The organism is Rosenbergiella nectarea (assembly GCF_900111105.1).
Classification (GTDB): domain Bacteria; phylum Pseudomonadota; class Gammaproteobacteria; order Enterobacterales; family Enterobacteriaceae; genus Rosenbergiella; species Rosenbergiella nectarea.
Genome location: NZ_FOGC01000001.1, coordinates 190,245 through 207,480, shown reverse-complemented (window position 1 = coordinate 207,480; position 17,236 = coordinate 190,245). Strand labels below are relative to the sequence as shown.

At 38.4% G+C, this 17,236-nt stretch carries 14 protein-coding genes; 2 read left to right on the top strand and 12 right to left on the bottom strand.

What is annotated here, in order from left to right:
- Positions 1 to 204: 204 nt before the first annotated feature.
- A complete protein-coding gene (locus BMX14_RS01015; protein ID WP_092671452.1) occupies positions 205 to 2,487 on the bottom strand; it encodes a glycosyltransferase in 2,283 nt (760 codons plus the stop codon).
- Positions 2,488 to 2,571: 84 nt separating this feature from the next.
- Here BMX14_RS01015 and BMX14_RS01010 point away from each other — a divergent pair, with 84 nt between their 5' ends.
- Complete coding sequence (locus BMX14_RS01010; protein ID WP_092671450.1) at positions 2,572 to 3,378, top strand: polysaccharide pyruvyl transferase family protein; 807 nt, start codon at positions 2,572 to 2,574, stop codon at positions 3,376 to 3,378.
- A 31-nt stretch (positions 3,379 to 3,409) separates the two neighbouring features.
- Here the strand turns inward: BMX14_RS01010 and BMX14_RS16735 are convergent, their stop codons facing one another.
- The 10 genes from BMX14_RS16735 to BMX14_RS00960 all read right to left on the bottom strand — a co-directional run bounded on the left by BMX14_RS16735 (position 3,410) and on the right by BMX14_RS00960 (position 15,692).
- Complete coding sequence (locus tag BMX14_RS16735) at positions 3,410 to 4,042, bottom strand: hypothetical protein (RefSeq protein WP_230527204.1); 633 nt, start codon at positions 4,040 to 4,042, stop codon at positions 3,410 to 3,412.
- A gap of 829 nt (positions 4,043 to 4,871) precedes the next feature.
- Positions 4,872 to 5,999 carry a glycosyltransferase family 4 protein gene (locus tag BMX14_RS01000; RefSeq protein WP_092671447.1) on the bottom strand — a complete coding sequence of 376 codons (1,128 nt, stop codon included), beginning with the start codon at positions 5,997 to 5,999 and terminating at the stop codon, positions 4,872 to 4,874.
- Positions 5,996 to 6,901 carry a glycosyltransferase gene (locus tag BMX14_RS00995; protein ID WP_092671444.1) on the bottom strand — a complete coding sequence of 302 codons (906 nt, stop codon included), beginning with the start codon at positions 6,899 to 6,901 and terminating at the stop codon, positions 5,996 to 5,998. The genes BMX14_RS01000 and BMX14_RS00995 overlap by 4 nt, the downstream gene beginning before the upstream one ends.
- Positions 6,898 to 8,055, bottom strand: coding sequence for a UDP-galactopyranose mutase (gene glf / locus BMX14_RS00990; protein WP_092671441.1), 1,158 nt, complete (start codon positions 8,053 to 8,055; stop codon positions 6,898 to 6,900). Before glf ends, BMX14_RS00995 begins: the two co-directional genes overlap by 4 nt.
- A gap of 6 nt (positions 8,056 to 8,061) precedes the next feature.
- Entirely contained in the window at positions 8,062 to 9,960 is a 1,899-nt protein-coding gene (locus tag BMX14_RS00985; RefSeq protein WP_092671438.1) for a DUF4422 domain-containing protein, read from the bottom strand.
- A gap of 8 nt (positions 9,961 to 9,968) precedes the next feature.
- On the bottom strand, positions 9,969 to 10,709 hold the full coding sequence (locus BMX14_RS00980; RefSeq protein WP_092671435.1) for an ABC transporter ATP-binding protein: 741 nt from the start codon (positions 10,707 to 10,709) through the stop codon (positions 9,969 to 9,971).
- Positions 10,706 to 11,473 (bottom strand): ABC transporter permease, encoded by a 768-nt coding sequence (locus BMX14_RS00975; RefSeq protein WP_092671432.1) that lies wholly within the window; start codon positions 11,471 to 11,473, stop codon positions 10,706 to 10,708. The genes BMX14_RS00980 and BMX14_RS00975 overlap by 4 nt, the downstream gene beginning before the upstream one ends.
- Before the next feature lie 692 nt (positions 11,474 to 12,165).
- Positions 12,166 to 13,485 (bottom strand): gluconate:H+ symporter, encoded by a 1,320-nt coding sequence (locus tag BMX14_RS00970; protein WP_092671429.1) that lies wholly within the window; start codon positions 13,483 to 13,485, stop codon positions 12,166 to 12,168.
- A 93-nt stretch (positions 13,486 to 13,578) separates the two neighbouring features.
- Entirely contained in the window at positions 13,579 to 14,607 is a 1,029-nt protein-coding gene (gene idnD / locus BMX14_RS00965) for an L-idonate 5-dehydrogenase (protein WP_092671426.1), read from the bottom strand.
- A 473-nt stretch (positions 14,608 to 15,080) separates the two neighbouring features.
- The gene (locus tag BMX14_RS00960) at positions 15,081 to 15,692 is read right to left on the bottom strand and encodes an NAD(P)-dependent oxidoreductase (RefSeq protein WP_092671423.1); all 612 of its coding nucleotides are present in this window, start codon (positions 15,690 to 15,692) and stop codon (positions 15,081 to 15,083) included.
- A gap of 148 nt (positions 15,693 to 15,840) precedes the next feature.
- On the opposite strand from BMX14_RS00960, the gene BMX14_RS00955 reads away from it, so the two are divergent.
- Positions 15,841 to 16,212 carry a winged helix-turn-helix transcriptional regulator gene (locus BMX14_RS00955; RefSeq protein WP_092671420.1) on the top strand — a complete coding sequence of 124 codons (372 nt, stop codon included), beginning with the start codon at positions 15,841 to 15,843 and terminating at the stop codon, positions 16,210 to 16,212.
- Here the strand turns inward: BMX14_RS00955 and BMX14_RS00950 are convergent.
- Positions 16,202 to 16,933: a GNAT family N-acetyltransferase gene (locus BMX14_RS00950; protein WP_092671416.1), complete on the bottom strand. Its 732-nt coding sequence runs from the start codon at positions 16,931 to 16,933 to the stop codon at positions 16,202 to 16,204. The genes BMX14_RS00955 and BMX14_RS00950 overlap by 11 nt on opposite strands.
- Positions 16,934 to 17,236 lie beyond the last annotated feature (303 nt).

Below are 17,236 nucleotides of genomic sequence, written 5' to 3'. Positions count from 1 at the left end.
ATAACTATTTTAGCGTAGAATTATATTTAAATAGCGAACCTCCCAGGGAAATTATAATGTAACGCCAAAAAAAACGACAAAGATCAAATTTCATGTATAGTTTTTAGTATTTAATAACTACAATTTGAATTAATTTTCAATATAAAAGACATAACCATAAAAAATTCTTTATAAAAAAACGGGCTTAAAAGCCCGTTAATTATACTATTTAAGTAAATTCTTTAACTTCCTAATTATTTTAGAGAAAGCCCCACTATTGTTTTGCTCTGTACTATTCAATTTATTAAATAACACTTCGAATCTATCGTGAGCCCATCCTTCTCGTTGCTGAGAGGTTAGATGATCCAATTGCTCAGACAATATAGTAAAGCGATCGTGTGCCCACCCCTCTCTTTGTTGAGAAATCAATAAATCAACTTTACTACTAATAGTATTAATCTGGTTACTGAGAGAACCCATTCCATTCACATTTTTTAAACGCTGGTTCTCTTCTTCAAGTGTATGGATTTTTTCCAAATATGACGGAATCAGGCTTGTACCATAATTATAGTTTACTCGTTGCGCGAGAAATGGACGTAAACTTCTATAATTATTTTTTTTCTTATTACCCGTTAATAACATTCCAGTATTGGCAACTCTATACCAGAATAATGATTCTGGTACAACTTGTAATTTATACCCTGCCAGTGAAGCTTTAAGAAAAAATTCCCAATCTTCATGACCCAGGCCATAATCCTCAGTAAACCCACCAACTATATCGAAGACGGATTTTTTGACCATTGCATTAGCATCACCAAAACAATTATTAAAACCGGCAATATTCAAATCTGGGCCAAGCGGAAGCCAGCAGTTAGTCATTTTTCTGAATGGAGACGGGAACTCTTCGCCAAATATTAAATCGCTTGGCGTAGTAAGTATATCTGCACCAGAATTTAATGCAGCAATGACAAATGTTTCAATTTCAAAAGGTTTAGCAACATTGTCATCATCCATGAAGAGTAAAAAATCACCACTCGCATGTCTAGCTGCTAAATTTCTTGCCGCACCGAGATAATTATTTGAACTCTTTATGATTTTCCAGTTTCTTAACAAGAAATCATTTTCAATTAAATCAAGATACTGTTTCGATTCTAGAGCTGAGCTCCCATCATCTACAAGGATGACTTCAACGTTTTTATAACTTTGTGTTTTTAATGAAGCAATTGCTTGTTGCAATAAATGATGCCGGTCATGATGCACGAGGCATACACTGACTAAGGGTTGTTGTGACGAATCTATTTTTATAAATCGAGTTGTAGACTTTGCTTCAACAGAATTTTTCCATGAAGCCGTAATCGTATCTTGTTCTGAAATTAACCCAGGCTTACAGCTAAGATTATTGAGACGAGAATGAATTTTACCATGTAGTTCAACAGGATTTGGTGAGAATAAAATATCAACATGTGTCTCTTTAGGTATCAGCTCTGGAATACCACCAACATTAGATGAAATAAAATCTATATCATTAATTAAACATTCATAGACTGTATAAGGTGAGTTTTCTACTAGAGAGGGTATCACAACTAATACATTTTCTTTTTTTAGATAAGCATTCGAACTTGTTCTATCGAGGCCATTGATTATTTTTATTACAGTATTAATTTTTCTTGTACTGCTTTTTATTAATGTACTCGAGTTGGTACCACATAAATTAACATCTTTACCTATAAAGGTTATTCCAGTTAACTTTTCAATATCATTTTCATTAAGTTTATTGATTGATTTGAGGAAGATATCTAGACCTTTTCTTGTCTCCAAACGACCAAAGAAAACAAGCTCAATCCCACTGACATCGGCACCACTATTTGAAACTTTATTTTTTTGGGGTTTAAAACCATTAAACGGAGCGCAATTAAGAATAACCTTACTATTCTCAGGTAGTTGCCATCCTTTTTCTTGCATCCAATCAAGAAGGTATTGAGATGGACTAACCACTTCGTCTGCCATTTCAACGACGGACTTTTCCATATAATAAAGTTCTAGGTGATTTTGATCATCTGGAAGGTGATAGTTTCCTTCATCAGCCCACAAAGTCGAGCCATGCGTATTTACAATGAATTTTATATTTTCAAAATTAGTTCCATTACTTTTACTCAATAAAGAGTAATATAAATCGGCTTGCCACTCACAAGCTATTACTGTGTCATAATCTTGATTTTGTATCAGCCAATTAAAAAGTGCATAACTTTTTTTTCTAAAATAAGGAGCATCAATATTAAATTCTAATTTTAAATATAATTGGAGTAGTCTAACGCCGAATGTGCTATAAAGATTACTCCACTCCGAAAATGATTCGGAGGACTCAGAGTAATCACCACTAGTGTAAAGTATATCCACCTCAATGGATTTACTCGCCAAAGCTGTTGCAAGTGCAGTGAACGCCGTTCCGATTCCGCCGTTTCTTACAGGGCCTTCAATATCCGGAGTGATTATGAGAACTTTCTTCATTGTATTTATTCCTTAACAGCATAAAGTGTGACATAGCAACTTAAAAGATACGAGCACTGATCTTCACTGAGCTAGGCGGACAATATGAGTAATAACGGTTTCGACTTGAGAATTTTACTTGAATCTTATCATTCAAGCCATAAACTTGTCTATAAAGCTAATCCGGGAAACGCTGGTGACGGTGTAATAGCATCTGCGTCTTATGATTTTTTCGATAGGAATGATCTACTTCTTTCAAAATACAATAAAGATGAAGTGTACTCATCCGATCAACACGTTTTAATTTTTGGTGGAGGTGGAAATCTGATTGAAGGACTTTACAGTGAGGGAAAAGAGTTTATTGAGAATAATATTAATAAATTCCATAGAGTAATTATTATGCCCTCAACAATAAAGGGATATGAATATTTTTTCAGGGAAAATATTGATAAGTTGATTGTTTTGTGTAGAGAAAGTATTAGCTTAGAATATTTTAAATCAATTGGATACAATGAAGGCAATAATTTATCACTTACTGATGATATGGCTTTTTATCTTGAAATTAGTAACTATATGTCTTTTGTTGATCCCATAAAGGATACAGCAAATTGTTTTAGAAAAGATTCTGAGTCCTTAAATGGCGAATATAAAGAAAATAATCATGATATTTCTTTAACATGGAATGGTAATTTTTGGGATAATATCTTTCTATCTCGTAATTCTACAAGATGTATGATCAACTTCCTTGAAGAGTACACTATAGTAAATACCGACAGGCTTCATGTAGCAATATTGGCATCACTATTAGGTAAAGAAGTTAATTTCTACCCAAACTCATACTATAAGAATGAAGCAGTTTATAATTACTCACTATTTGATCATTATCCAAAAACAACATTCATTAAAAGTTAATCACTAAGCAGCGCAAAGCGCTGCTTAGTATTCATAAAACTTGCAGAGCTTCTTTAATGACGTTATCCCAACCATTTTTGGAGAGATCATCCGCCTTATGGTATTCTGCAAATCTATCTATATAAGTAACATATAGATTTTCGGTTATTCTCTCTATTCCTTTATTATAGGTAACATCATCACTCTTAACATAGATAAGTTTAGCATCACCATATTTTATTATCTCTTTAGATAGCGCAAGTGCAAAATCATCTAAATTGTTTTCATTATTTTTTATTATGAATATCTTATCTTTATTAGCTAAGCTTAACTTGAATTTTTTTATTAGATAATTAATTTTACCCTTTTCTTCAGCATATATTTCACTAAGCTCGCTCTGCGTTTTAGTCCAGACCCATTTTTCATCAATAAGTTCGCTGTACATTTTCGTATGAAAGCCAAGGTCAAATTTTGTATCAATTACCATATCCTGCCACGATGGCTGTAAATTCTCGAATTCGTATAGACATTGAAAGTCTGTTTCTAATAGTTTTAAGAGTGACCAATAGTTCTTAATTAGTGTCCAGCGGAACAAACTCCCTACATCCATCCCTGATGAACGTAAGTAAAATGCAAATTCACAGTTATCACCAAGACTCTCAAAGCGGCCTATTTCATCATTCATAAATTTCACCTTAATATATTAACTATAAATCCTTAACTTAGCTTTAGGATTCTACATTACCTACCATTGTTTCAGATATATTAAATAATATGCAAGTCGATATACTTATAATAACAAAAAAAGAGTAGAATCCTTATTAAGACCCAAAGTAAGAATTGACTATGTTAAGATATTATCTAAACTGAGTCAACTATGCAGTAATTCAATAAGTAAAAAATATCCCCTTAAACCACAATACGTTTATCCACTACTATTCATCTGCAGAAAAAAAACCATATTAAATTAATAATAACAATATACTCCTATCAATTTATATTGAACTAGTGGCAGATAATTTCATATGAAATAAAACTCAAAACCATATTAGGAAGAACAACCCTTAAATATAATAACTAATATATCGAAATTATGAATTATGAATTATGAATTATGAATTATGAATTATGAATTATGAATTATGAGTTATTAGTTATTTACCTACCATTTCTTAGTAAAATCTTATACATCATAATAAACAGATGAAATAACGTGAAGCTTTGATCACCTTATAAGGATTGAGATTAACTCATTATTTTCACCAAGTATTGATAAAGTTAAAACGTTATCAGTAAATGGTAGAGTGCCTAGGTTAATGTTACTAAAAAGGAAAAAAATTGAGGGGATACCTATGAAAATATTTTTATATAACCGCTAGTTATCTTTTTGGATAAAAAAGTATGTAATGAAATTCTAGCGGTGCGTGATACAGGAATTAGCCTAGAGTTAGCGTAAAGATTATTTTAAAAAATTATTTTTTATTAAAAACCCACCGATAAAATTACGATAAGAATTATAATAACTGATTGTAAATTTCCAGAGTTTTATTAATTACTTTATTGGATGAAAATCTATCAATGACCAGTTTTCTGCCATTAATCCCCATATTGACTCTTAGCTCGTAACTGTTGATAAGACTAATCATTTTTTCTTTGAGTAAAGCGTAGTTATTTTTTTCAACTAAATACCCTGTCACGCGGTCCTTAACAATACTTTTACAACCACCACTATCGTAAGCTATACATGCTCTACCTATAGCGCTCGCTTCAATCAATATTCTCGGAACACCTTCAGGATAAGTGGTCGGTAAAGCGATAATATTACTCTCAGCAATCAATTGATGGATATCTTTCCGCATCCCCAGCCATACTATATCGCCATTTTCACACCATTCTTTTAACAAATGCGATGGAATAGCCTGAGGATCATCATTGACTTCAATTCCAGCCACGACTAGGTTAAAGTTAACATTGTCTTTCTTTAGTTCTCTTCTTAATTTTACTAATGTATTTAATCCTTTATTCTTTAGCATTCTCCCTGCAAAGAATACCACTGGTACAATATTTTTATTTTCACATTGATAGCTGAATAGTGTTGTGTCCACTCCAGCACCATCAATAACAACAAACTGATCATTTTTAAATTTAAGATATTCTTTTAGAATATTTTTATCTTCTTCATGCTCAAAAATAAACCTTGAGTTATTATTAGATAGAATAAATTTATAAATGCCAAGTGTTATTTTTTTAAGAATACTAAAAATGATTCCCTTAGAATCGAATACTCTTCCTAAGCCAACGATATTGGCAACAAAGGAACAGGATGAATTTTTTGCGTAAATCCCTCCCAATAGAATTGGCTTTATAGTTATACTATGGAGAATGTCTGGTTTAATCTGGTTAAGGATTTGAAAAATACTTACAGAACTACTTAAAAATCCAAAAGGGTTCATTGCACGTTCTTTTAACGATATAGGATGGCAGATAAACCCTAGCTTAGAAAATTTATCTAAAAAATCCTGTTCAGTAAACCTTGCAATGATATGTACTTGATAATTATGCCTTTTTGAAGCAAGAGCTCTTTCTAACCAATGAAGGTCAAAATACCAATCCGAGTTAATAAAATAACAAATTATCTTCATAATGTCTTATTATTTAAGGGAGTACGATTATCAAGCAACCCATCCTTAATTGCTTTAAATAATAAACTAATTGAATAGATTGTATTGGGGTTTTTTAAAGCTATAAATAAATACTTTGCTATTCTAAAAAATATAGCACTGGTGCTAAAAAAAGAATTATTTTTGAAAATGATTCTTGAAAGCAACATATTACGTACTAGATAATAGCTTTTCCAAGCGGGAAAATTTCCTGTTGAACGTCCACCAATATCATGGATCATCACCAATTCTGGTTGATAATGGAGTGAAAATCCTTGGAGATAGAGGTAATAACCATAATACACATCATCAAAATAGATGAATAATTCACGATGAATATGGTCATAGGTTTTACTGAGAATCGTTGCATGGACCACACATCCTACGAAAGAGCAGCTGATCACAGCACAAGAATTCAGAGCATCAACCGTAAATTTTTCTGGATGACGAATATATTCTAGATTATCTCTAAAGGTGATAGTTCGTTGTCGCCAAGGAAGATTCATCTGGCATAGGTTACCCTGACAATCAATCACTCTCGCACATACTACTGCGGGCTCAGCAAGTCCCAGCAGACTAAACTTTTCAATGAAATTACTTTCAGGCCACGCGTCGTCGTCATAAAACACGACCCATTCCGTATCAATATTTTTAGCAATATATTCGCTTCCTAGGTAAAACCCCTCAGCTCCTCCTAAGTTACTAGTAGCACGGACTATATGTAGCCGAGGGTCAGTCAAGCTCTTCAACCAACTATCGGTTCCGTCAGAAGAGCCATTATCAACAATAATAACGTGTTGAAAAGGCAACGCTAGGGTTGCCTTCAAAGACTGTTGAAGCTGAGTTAGACGGTTCCACGTCACGATCAGCGCTGTAATATTCATCGAACATTTACCGTAAATACTGGCATTTCTGATTCATTAGCAACAGAAGTAAGATAAGTACGAGCCATTACTAAAGCTTCAGCGATAGTGACATCCATATCTAAATAACGATAGGTACCAAGACGGCCAGCAAAACTAATATGCTTTTCTTGTTCCGCTAGGCTCAAATACTTATTGAGAAGCTCCATCTCACCCATTTGTCGAATAGGATAATAAGGTGTGTCTTCCGGCGTGCAAGTACGGCTAAATTCTCGGTAGCACACTGACCCTTCATGTTGCTCCCAAGGTGCGAAATATTTATGATCAGTTATACGAGTAAAAGGGACTTTCTCTTCGCCGTAATTCATCACAGCAGTGCCTTGGAAATCTTCTTGCGTATGGAACTTCTCAAAATCTAAGGTTCTGTATCCCAGCCGTCCAAATCTATAGTCGTACCAGGAATCTATTGGACCAGTGAAAAAAAGATGGTCAATACCTTGACTGTCATCCTCTTGATACGGGTGTTCTAACTCCACTCTAATATTTGGATGATTGAGGATATTTTCTACGATGGGTGTATAGCCATCTTTTGGCATACCTTGGTACTTATGACTGAAGTAATTATCATCATAATTAAATCGCACCGGTAAGCGCTTAAGAATAGAAGCGGGAAGTTCGCTCGGAGACATCCCCCACTGCTTGATGGTATAACCTTTAAAAAAGGCTTCATACAGTTCTTTTCCAACAAAACGTAATGCCTGTTCTTCAAAAGTTTTTGGGTGCGTTATACTCTGATCGCTTTTACTCTCAATTAAAGTGCAAGCCTCACTCGGAGAACAGGTAGTATCGAAAAACTGGTTGATCGTATGCAGATTAATAGGCAATGAGAAGACTTTCCCATTGACTGTCGTTTTGACTCGATTTACATAGGGCATCATTTCTGTGAAGCGATTTAGGTATTCCCATACTTCTTGATTATCTGTATGAAAAATGTGTGGCCCATAGGTATGAACCATAATTCCGGTCTCTTCATCGCGTTCACTGTAGCAGTTACCTGCTACATGAGAACGGCTATCAATAATACGTACTTGATGTCCTTGCTCTGCAAGTTCGCGGCCAATAACTGCTCCAGTAAATCCAGCACCTACAATGAGAATATTTTTTGAATTATCCACAGACTTTTATCCCAAAATCTTACGTCTAACAATATAGTAGTATTTAATTAAAAAATTACGACGCGGAGACCCTGTAGGCGCAAAGCGGTCTATCATCGGCATTAGTCGTGTTTTTATCCGCGTTTGTAATAATTTTGTTTGTGCGACAGATCTCACTGATGCCACTGAACCTACAACGCTACCCGATAAGTTTTGATACAGTTGATATTGCCAAGGCGTATTGACTAAATTTTTAGCAAAATTATCGAAAAAATCGACTCGGCTAGTATTCCAAGGCTTATTTTCTCCGGCATAATGAATCATCTTCGGTTTTAACCGAGCGCATAAAAATTCGGTATAGGTTGATAAAATCAGATTTGGGAAAAAATCATCGGTATTCCCGTTACCATGGTAAACATTCCATTCAAGCGGCAAATCATAGACTCGATCGTAAAAAACTTTATTCATAATATCTTGATCAAGGAACCAGTACTGGCCACTTTTCATTTCAACCATGAGTTGCTGATATATACCTTCTTTGTTCATTTGTGCAATATTGAATACAATAATACCCGCTTGGAAATATTTTTCAGGTTTATTCATTGCTAGTACTTTATGTAAATATTGCTTCGCTGGCATTATGCCAAAAGAGCTACTCGACATAGCACCGAATTTAACAAAACCTTCCATCACAATATCGCGGACTGCAGCAACCAAATTAGTGCCTAATTCGAACTCATAAAGTTGTGCAATATCATGCTCAACAACAGTGTCTGCATCAATAAAAATTACCTTTGAGTAATCCTTCAATAACCTAGGGATAAAGAGTCGTGCGTAAGTGGCAGCCGTAAAGTGCCCTCTAACGTGAACATCATTAAGTTCTGTAAAAGTATTAACATCAAAAAATCTCAGCGAGAAGTTTTTCTTACCAGAAAATAAATTGATTAATCTTGATTTATTTAATGTGGATATTCTATTTTCAAAAACTATCAGATCATAATTAAAATCATCTTGAGAATTTTTTATTATAGAATTAATTAACGCAGCACCAGAGATAGTATAGTTATCGTCAAAACAAATAACCACAGGGATACTATCATTTTTAAACGCGGGCATTAATTTGCCATTAAATGTTTCTTTTTTAATAAATGTACGCTGTACTTCTTTTATTTTTATTTCAGGATTAACTTCTAGCTCGTGTAAGATAAAAATGTTTAGCAAACGCTCAGAGATATGACCAATAACTCTTTTCTCTTGTGAGTTATAATTGTCAAATGAAATCTTTGACTCAAGTTTCTCGCTGATATCAAATAACCATTGAGAATAACGATCAAATAAATTATATTTCATTACAAACATATTCGTATAATATCCCTCAGAAGAAGCATTGAACTTTTCTGCGGCAGAGATATATTCCGGATAGTCGTTAGCGATGATATTCAACGCTTCATCATAATGCTCAATATGCAAGTATTCACTACGCATGTAATGGCTATAATTAGACCTATTGCCTGCTTGTGTGACAGACCATTTTTTGGGTAAAATTAAATCACAATTTTCTAATGCTGAATTGATCTGCTCAGATGTCAGACCAAATTCTGTCTCGTAGGAAGCATCAAGTTCCTCCGCATTTATTACACCCCAATTATCTTCAGCAACTAACTGATTATCAGAAAAATTGAGATGTCTGCGATAATGCATGAAACCAACAAAATCTGTTGGTTTTTGATTTTTCCACACCCAATAATGGGCAGTAAGCTCACAGTAAAATGGATTTTTGAAAGAGATATTATCACCAGTATCATCACCGATGCAGCCGATATCATTTAAATTTAGAGCTTTTCCCACATGAATTGGCTCAATTAAACTCGATGATAAAAAGGCGCTAGCCTTATGATGACAAGTATATATTTTTACAGTGCTCATAATAATCTCTATACCATCTGTGCACGATACTTGGGGATAACCTGACTGGCAGGACCAATTTCTTTTAAGTTATGATTTTCAATCCAGATAACTTTGTCACAAATTTTTTCTACATCAGATGTGTTATGGCTTACAAAAAGAATAGTCACCCCATTCTCTTTGAATGCACGTATTGTATCGATACATTTTTTTTGGAAGGCTATATCCCCAACGGCTAATACTTCGTCGATGATAAGGATATCCGGTTCCACTTGACTGATAACTGAAAAGCCAAGTTTAGCTAACATTCCGCTTGAGTAAACGCGAATAGGCTCGTCAATAAAATCGCCTAACTCAGAAAACTCAATAATAGCGTCGAGCTTTTCCATCACTAGTTTTTTACGCAATCCCATTAAGGTTGCATTCATGATGATATTTTCGCGACCTGTTAACTCCGAATGAAACCCACCGCCTAGTTCCAACATTGATGCAATTCGTCCAACAGTGGTTACTTTTCCTTGACTTGGCTTAATGACTCCTGTCACCAAGCCAAGAGAAGTACTTTTACCTGCTCCGTTACGACCAATTAAGGCTGCTGCTTCACCCTTTTCAATAGTAAAGCTAATATTTTCAATCGCTTTATACTGCTTACCCTTGAGTAACTTCATCGCTCTATAAGGGTGAAAAATAAGGTCCTTTACCCCTGAGCCAATGTGATGATAGAGAGGATAAGATTTCGTAACGTTTATAAATTCGATAACAGTCATCACAGAATCTCCGCAAAACGGAATTTTAGTTTGTTAAAAATAAAGGTCCCTAAAAGTAAAACTGGAATGGCAATGGCATACATCGTCAACAAGTCAGTAGTTCGTAACACTCCATGCATAAAGAGATCACGCCAAGCTAAAATAATGACTGACATCGGGTTACCAGTAATGAGCCAATGGTACTCTTTAGGGATCAAGTCCGCCGAATAGAGAATTGGTGTACAATAAAACATCAACATTAAAATGAGCGGCACAAAACGCTCCAGATCTCGGAAAAAAAGATTTAGCGATGAAAGCATCAATGATAATCCGAAAATGAGAATCATTTGCGCCATACCGATCAATGGGATACCCCATAACCAGCTCCAGGAGGGCGACATACCATAGATATAAAGAAAAACCACAATGACCGGTATGGTACAAAGGAAATGCAGAAATTCCATAAACGTATTACAAAAGGGGATAATCGAACGTGGAAAAGTGGTTTTTTTTATTATCTGCGCATTCGCAATGTAGGAAAACAATGAGTTGCCTACTGCACTCGTAAACCATTGCCATGGGAACAGGGCAGTTATCAGGAAAAGCGTATAGTTCGGAATTTGAACCCGCATCACCAACTTAAATATGAAGTAGTAGATCATTGCAAAAAGCAATGGATTGGCCATCGACCAGAGGTAACCGAGGAAACTACTTTTATACCTGACCTTCAACTCTTTCTCAGTAATAACTGATATTAAATCAATAAGATACCCTAAAGTTAACTTCATTACTCACTCATCTTAACCGTGAAAATTATTCGCCAGTATAACTACCGACACTTGTTCGCCATCATATCACGTATTGAAAAAAAAAAAGATGGGGTACAAACAATTCAAGAAAAAATCTTATAGAAATGACCGTTTTTGAGGTAGTGTCAATGTCAAGATTTCCTTCCTCTGGATATTCACATTCAGAAAGAAATCTTCCATCTCGAATTTTTATCCAAGTTTTATTTATCAAAAAATTTAATTATTTTTATTTTTTATCAATAACATAATCCCCAACTTTTTCCCCTAGGAATGAAACACCCCCTCTCAAGCTAAAACAGCATGAATATCAATTTTCTATAAAACTAACCGAAATTTATAACCTAGCCCCTTTGATAGGGAACGGCATATCAAATAACCTCTTTAAAATATAAAAATATATTTATCCTTATCGATGAGAAAATCTGTACGCCGTACTATTATCGAGGTTATTACTGCCTATTTTTATTAATAGTTCATAATTTAACTCATTGATAAGTAGTGATTGATTATCATTAATATTTACTACAATAGTATATAAGGATTTAAGCCTATTTTTTCTTACCATCTTTCTAGACTGCCTAGCAGTAACACTCTATTTATCTCGTGGTGCGCTGTTCCATTGACCCGTAAACCATCGCGAGAAGCCAGCCACGCCTCGCGATGTCTCTTTTCTATGTCACAATGACTTCAAGAATTAACACGCCCGCTAACCCAACAACTGAGATAATAGTTTCCATCACTGTCCATGTTTTCAGGGTTTCCACTACACTCAGGTTAAAATACCCTTTGAATAGCCAAAATCCTGGATCGTTAACATGCGATGCGATGACGCTGCCAGCACCGACTGCGAGTACCATTAAGGCTGGATCGGTATGGGTTACCGCAATAATCGGGGTCACAATTCCCGCTGTCGTAATGGCAGCAACGGTGGCGGATCCCAGAGCAATACGTAACATAGCCGCGACGGTCCAACACATCAGTAGTGGTGAAAGCGAAGAATTACGCATCATCTGCGCGATATATTCACCCACCCCGCTATCGACCAATACCTGTTTGAATGCCCCACCCCCCGCGATAATGAACACGATCATGGCGATCGCCGCAATCGACGAGCCGCACATCTCCATCACCTCGTCAATCTTACGTCCATTGCGTAGGCCAAGTGTCACCACGGCAATAATGACCGAGATAAATAATGCCACGGCAGGATTGCCAATAAATTCAAAAAACTGACGAACCGGATTCTCTTTAGCCACCGTCAACTCGAATACGGCGGCCAAGGCCATAAGTACAACAGGGATCACCGCAGCAAAAATACTGGTCCAGAATCCTGGCATCTCAACATCGGTAAATATCTTGGTATTATAGAGCCCCTCTGGTGGTGACTTTTCAAATTTCTTAAGAAATTTAGAGAAGACCGGTCCAGCAATGATGACGGTAGGAAGCGTTAAAATTATGCCATAGAGTAACGTTATGCCTAGATTAGCACCAAAAATGGTGGCTATCGCAGTCGGGCCGGGATGGGGGGGAAGAAAACAGTGTGTCACGGATAAAGCCGCGACCATAGGAACGCCAACGTACAGGAGTGGGATACCTGCTGCTACCACCACGGTATAAACCAGCGGCAGCAATAAAACGAAACCTATTTCATAAAACATTGCCAGACCGACAATAAGTCCCGTCACCATCATCGCCCACTGAACGCGCTGTTTACCAAAGGCATCGATCAAGGTCATCGCAACACGTTGCGCAGCACCGGTATCAGAAACCAATTTACCCAGCATGGCGCCGAAGCCTAAAATCATCGCTAATCCACCCAAGGTACTGCCTACGCCTTTTTGAATAGAAGCAATGACTTGCAGTGGCGTCATCCCTTCAGCGATCCCGACGACGGCAGAGACAAAGATTAACGCAAGAAAACCATTCACCTTAAAGACAATCATTAATACGAGTAACAGTAAAACACCCAGGGCAATGATGGTAATAGGCATATAACCTACCTTATTAAATTATTATTTTGGTGGAATGCGGGGGCGCGATGGCCTTTAGCTTAAGCCTTTAGTCGTCCCGACACGGTGTTAACATCAGAAAACTAACTGGACCTTCGATGCGCGTTGTTTATCCCCGGCGAATTGCAGGGCTTCGTCGACCTCTCGATAGCTATACTCACCGCTAAACAGGGCTAGGGGATTAATTGTGCCACTCGCCAGCCATTCAACTGCCGTGGTAAATTCATGTGTAAAACGAAAGGTCCCGACGATACGCAACGCTTTAGCGATAACTGTCATCATCGGAAATTGTGGGATATCGCCACCCATACCGACTTGGACAATACAACCTTTTGCCCGGGTCACATCGATACAGCGAGTTAAAGCACTGGGATGGCCTGACGCTTCAAAGCTCACGTCGAAGAACCCTTTTTGAGCACGATAAAACATCATCTCATCGTCAGCCAATAAGGTTACAGATGCCCCCAAATTTTCAGCTAACGCCAGCGCACGAGCACTAATATCGCTGCAGATAATCTCTTTAGCACCACTCGCCTTCGCCGCCGCGACCAGTAAACATCCAATTGGCCCCACACCGGATACAAAAACACGCTTATCCGCAACGCCACCGGCCTGATTCAGTGCATGCAGGCAAACTGCTAAAGGCTCAGCGAACACCATGATCCGGTCGTCGAGCGAAGACTCGAAGGGAACACACTGCGCGCTGTCGACAATTTTATATTGGGTGCCCCCCCCATCGACATCTGGACACATCATTGCACTTCCGAAAAAGCGCATCGCTAGGCACTGATTCGTGTCATCGGCTAAACAGTATTGGCATTCACCACAGGCTTTTGACGGATTGATCGCGACTTTTTGTCCAAGCTTAAGTACAGAGATGTTGGTTTTCTCTACCGTTCCGATCACTTCATGGCCAAGGATCATCGGCATCTGAATGGCATAGTTGCCGACCTTCCCATGCTGATAATAGTGCAGATCTGAACCACAAATTACACCACGCGAAATTTTTACCAAGGTTCCTTCTCCTTGATAAGTCACTCTCTGACTAATAACTTCGACCTCATGTTTTCCTTTCACTACGCAGGAGTGAGTAGACAGCGTCATGCTTGCCACCTTATTGAAATGAATAAGGGAGTTATCAAATAGGGAATTTCCATTTTAATCTGTCGATTAGCGCACTAAACCGAAATATCGATGATGAAGATTCTTCACACTGTGACTAAGCCAGAATTTTAACGAGCCGCCAAATCTTGCTACCGACCTCTTAAAACTGATTTTTTTAATTGAACGATTAATCAAATAAACCCATAATCGCCGAAAGTTAAATTAATGTTTCATTTTTGTTTAAAAATTGACTCAGGAAAATGTATGGCGCGACTCAATCCCCCTGTTAAATCGACCTCCCCCGTACGCGTGAATCTCCCTGTATTCTTGTGTTCATCGCTACTGATCCTACTAATGGGGCTCGTTACCATCCTCTACCCTACCGCGAGCCAATTATGGTTAGCTCGGGCACAAACGTCGGTCACTGCCGTCAGGAGTAACGTTTTAGCTTTATGAATAATGATGCCCCTAACTTAATAACCGACAGTAAAACGTTGACGCGAATGTGCTGGGTGTTCAATTTCATCGACGAGAGCGGTTGCATAATCTTCGTACGAGATACGACTACCCTGTTCATTACTTAATAATGTATCCCGGCCTAAACGGAAGTTGCCCGTTCTCTCCCCCGCCTCGAACAACGCCGACGGCGAGATAAAAGTCCAATCCAATGTTTTTTCTTCACGTAAACGATTCAAAAAATCGAGTCCGGCGCGGGCTTCCTGCCGATAGGCTTCGGGGAAATTAGGTTGGTCGATAAGCAACTGGCCTGGTGCCACTTCGAGACTTCCGGCACCGCCGACCACCAGATAACGCGATACACCAGAGGCTTTTACCGCATCGATCAGCGTTTCCGGTGACACCTGGGCAAACTTCACTGCACTGACCACAACCTCATGCCCCGCTAACGTGTCAATAAAGACTTGGGTATCAGTAATATCTCCTTTTACCACCGAGACGTTCGGCAAGTTTGGAATAGACTCAGGCTGACGAGCGATTGCCGTCACCTTGTGGCCGCGTTGTGATAATTCTTTAACAATACGTGAACCTACCTGACCTGACGCCCCAACGACTGCTACAGAAACCATGATAACCCCCTTGATAGAATGAAGACCAGGTCTTAATTGTAGACCAGATAAATTAATGCTACTGTGCCGCTGAAATCTTTGCAAGAGGTTGCCCTCTTGACCCTAAGTCAGGGTAAACTGACTGCCTCAGCAGAAGGAAGGTAGTGTTATGGCAAATAAGTATGCGGAATTTGGACATCCTTGCCCGATTCGTGATGTATTAGATCGTATTGGTGACCAGTGGAGTTTACTGATCTTGGAATCCTTGGCGAATGAAACGTATCGCTTTAATGCGCTGCATCGCGAAATTGGCGATATCTCACGGCAGATGCTGACGGTAACCTTAAAAAGGTTAGAGTTTGACGGCTACATTTCCCGCACCGTTTTCGCAGAGGTGCCGACACGGGTCGAGTATCGGCTCACTGCACTGGGTGAATCTTTCCTACAGCCTCTGCGACAACTGGTTGAATGGGCAGATACCCATCACGAAGCGATTTGCTTCGCGCGAAAAACCAATGGCGATAGCTCACTCACGGGTTAATTGCGGCACGACGCTGAGTTTCGATTAACTCGCCAAGCTTCTGTCGCTGTTGCCCTTGCTTATCTAAATTTTCTGGTGCCAGCCACTGCTGGTAAGCCACCTGTAAGGCGGGAAAATCGCTATCGATAATAGAATACCAAGTGGTATCACGGTTGTGGCCCCGTGCCACCATGGCTTGTCGAAAAAGCCCTTCGTAACTAAAGCCTAATCGCAATGCTGCAGCACGTGACGGATGGTTATGAGCGTTACATTTCCATTCCACACGCCGGTAACCGAGTTCGCCCAAGGTGTAATGCAACAATAGGCTGATAGCCTCTGTCGCTAATCGCGTACGTTTAAGCTGCGGTGAATATGTAACATGACCAATTTCAATCACACCTTGCTGAGCATCAATACGCATCAGCGCAATACTTCCCACCGCTTGTTGCGTACTTAAATCGACAATCGCGTAATGCAAAGGGTCATTGAGTGTTTCCAAACGAGCCAGATAGGTTTGATACTCCGCCAGATCACGAAAAGGTCCAGAGAGTAAATAGGTCCAATCCCGTTCATCCTCTGCTTGCCTCAATGCGTCGAACAGTTCTTGGCTATGTGCGGCGACACTAATCGGTTCGAGCCGACAGTAGTGGCCATCGATCACTGTCTTACTCGGGAGTTGCGCCCCTTGCCAATTCTCTACCGGTTCACCAATCGGTTGCTGAAATACGTTAACTCGCGTCATGTTGGTCCTTAACATTAACTATTTTGATGGAGATAACACTCATTGCGCGGGGTCACTGATGAGGTCACTCGTCACACCTGCGATTTCGTTACGGCCACATTATGAATGTCTACTACGCTATGCTTTCGCTGCTATTGAGGGCTTACCCTACTCACACTATTGATAACACATTAAAAGTTATCAGTGCATCTGTGAGTAACCGCTCAGCGGCAATAGCCAGATGCAGTTCTCGCCGGAATTCAGCCATCCGTTGATGCTAAAAATAAAACTGTGAACACCCTCTGAATTAGACAGTAACCACTT

Coding starts and splice junctions, on each gene's coding strand:
- BMX14_RS01015 (WP_092671452.1), bottom strand. CDS start 2,487: ATGAAGAAAGTTCTCATAATCACTCCGGATATTGAAGGCCCTGTAAGA.
- BMX14_RS01010 (WP_092671450.1), top strand. CDS start 2,572: ATGAGTAATAACGGTTTCGACTTGAGAATTTTACTTGAATCTTATCAT.
- BMX14_RS16735 (WP_230527204.1), bottom strand. CDS start 4,042: ATGAATGATGAAATAGGCCGCTTTGAGAGTCTTGGTGATAACTGTGAA.
- BMX14_RS01000 (WP_092671447.1), bottom strand. CDS start 5,999: ATGAAGATAATTTGTTATTTTATTAACTCGGATTGGTATTTTGACCTT.
- BMX14_RS00995 (WP_092671444.1), bottom strand. CDS start 6,901: ATGAATATTACAGCGCTGATCGTGACGTGGAACCGTCTAACTCAGCTT.
- BMX14_RS00985 (WP_092671438.1), bottom strand. CDS start 9,960: ATGAGCACTGTAAAAATATATACTTGTCATCATAAGGCTAGCGCCTTT.
- BMX14_RS00975 (WP_092671432.1), bottom strand. CDS start 11,473: ATGAAGTTAACTTTAGGGTATCTTATTGATTTAATATCAGTTATTACT.
- BMX14_RS00970 (WP_092671429.1), bottom strand. CDS start 13,485: ATGCCTATTACCATCATTGCCCTGGGTGTTTTACTGTTACTCGTATTA.
- idnD (WP_092671426.1), bottom strand. CDS start 14,607: ATGACGCTGTCTACTCACTCCTGCGTAGTGAAAGGAAAACATGAGGTC.
- BMX14_RS00960 (WP_092671423.1), bottom strand. CDS start 15,692: ATGGTTTCTGTAGCAGTCGTTGGGGCGTCAGGTCAGGTAGGTTCACGT.
- BMX14_RS00955 (WP_092671420.1), top strand. CDS start 15,841: ATGGCAAATAAGTATGCGGAATTTGGACATCCTTGCCCGATTCGTGAT.
- BMX14_RS00950 (WP_092671416.1), bottom strand. CDS start 16,933: ATGACGCGAGTTAACGTATTTCAGCAACCGATTGGTGAACCGGTAGAG.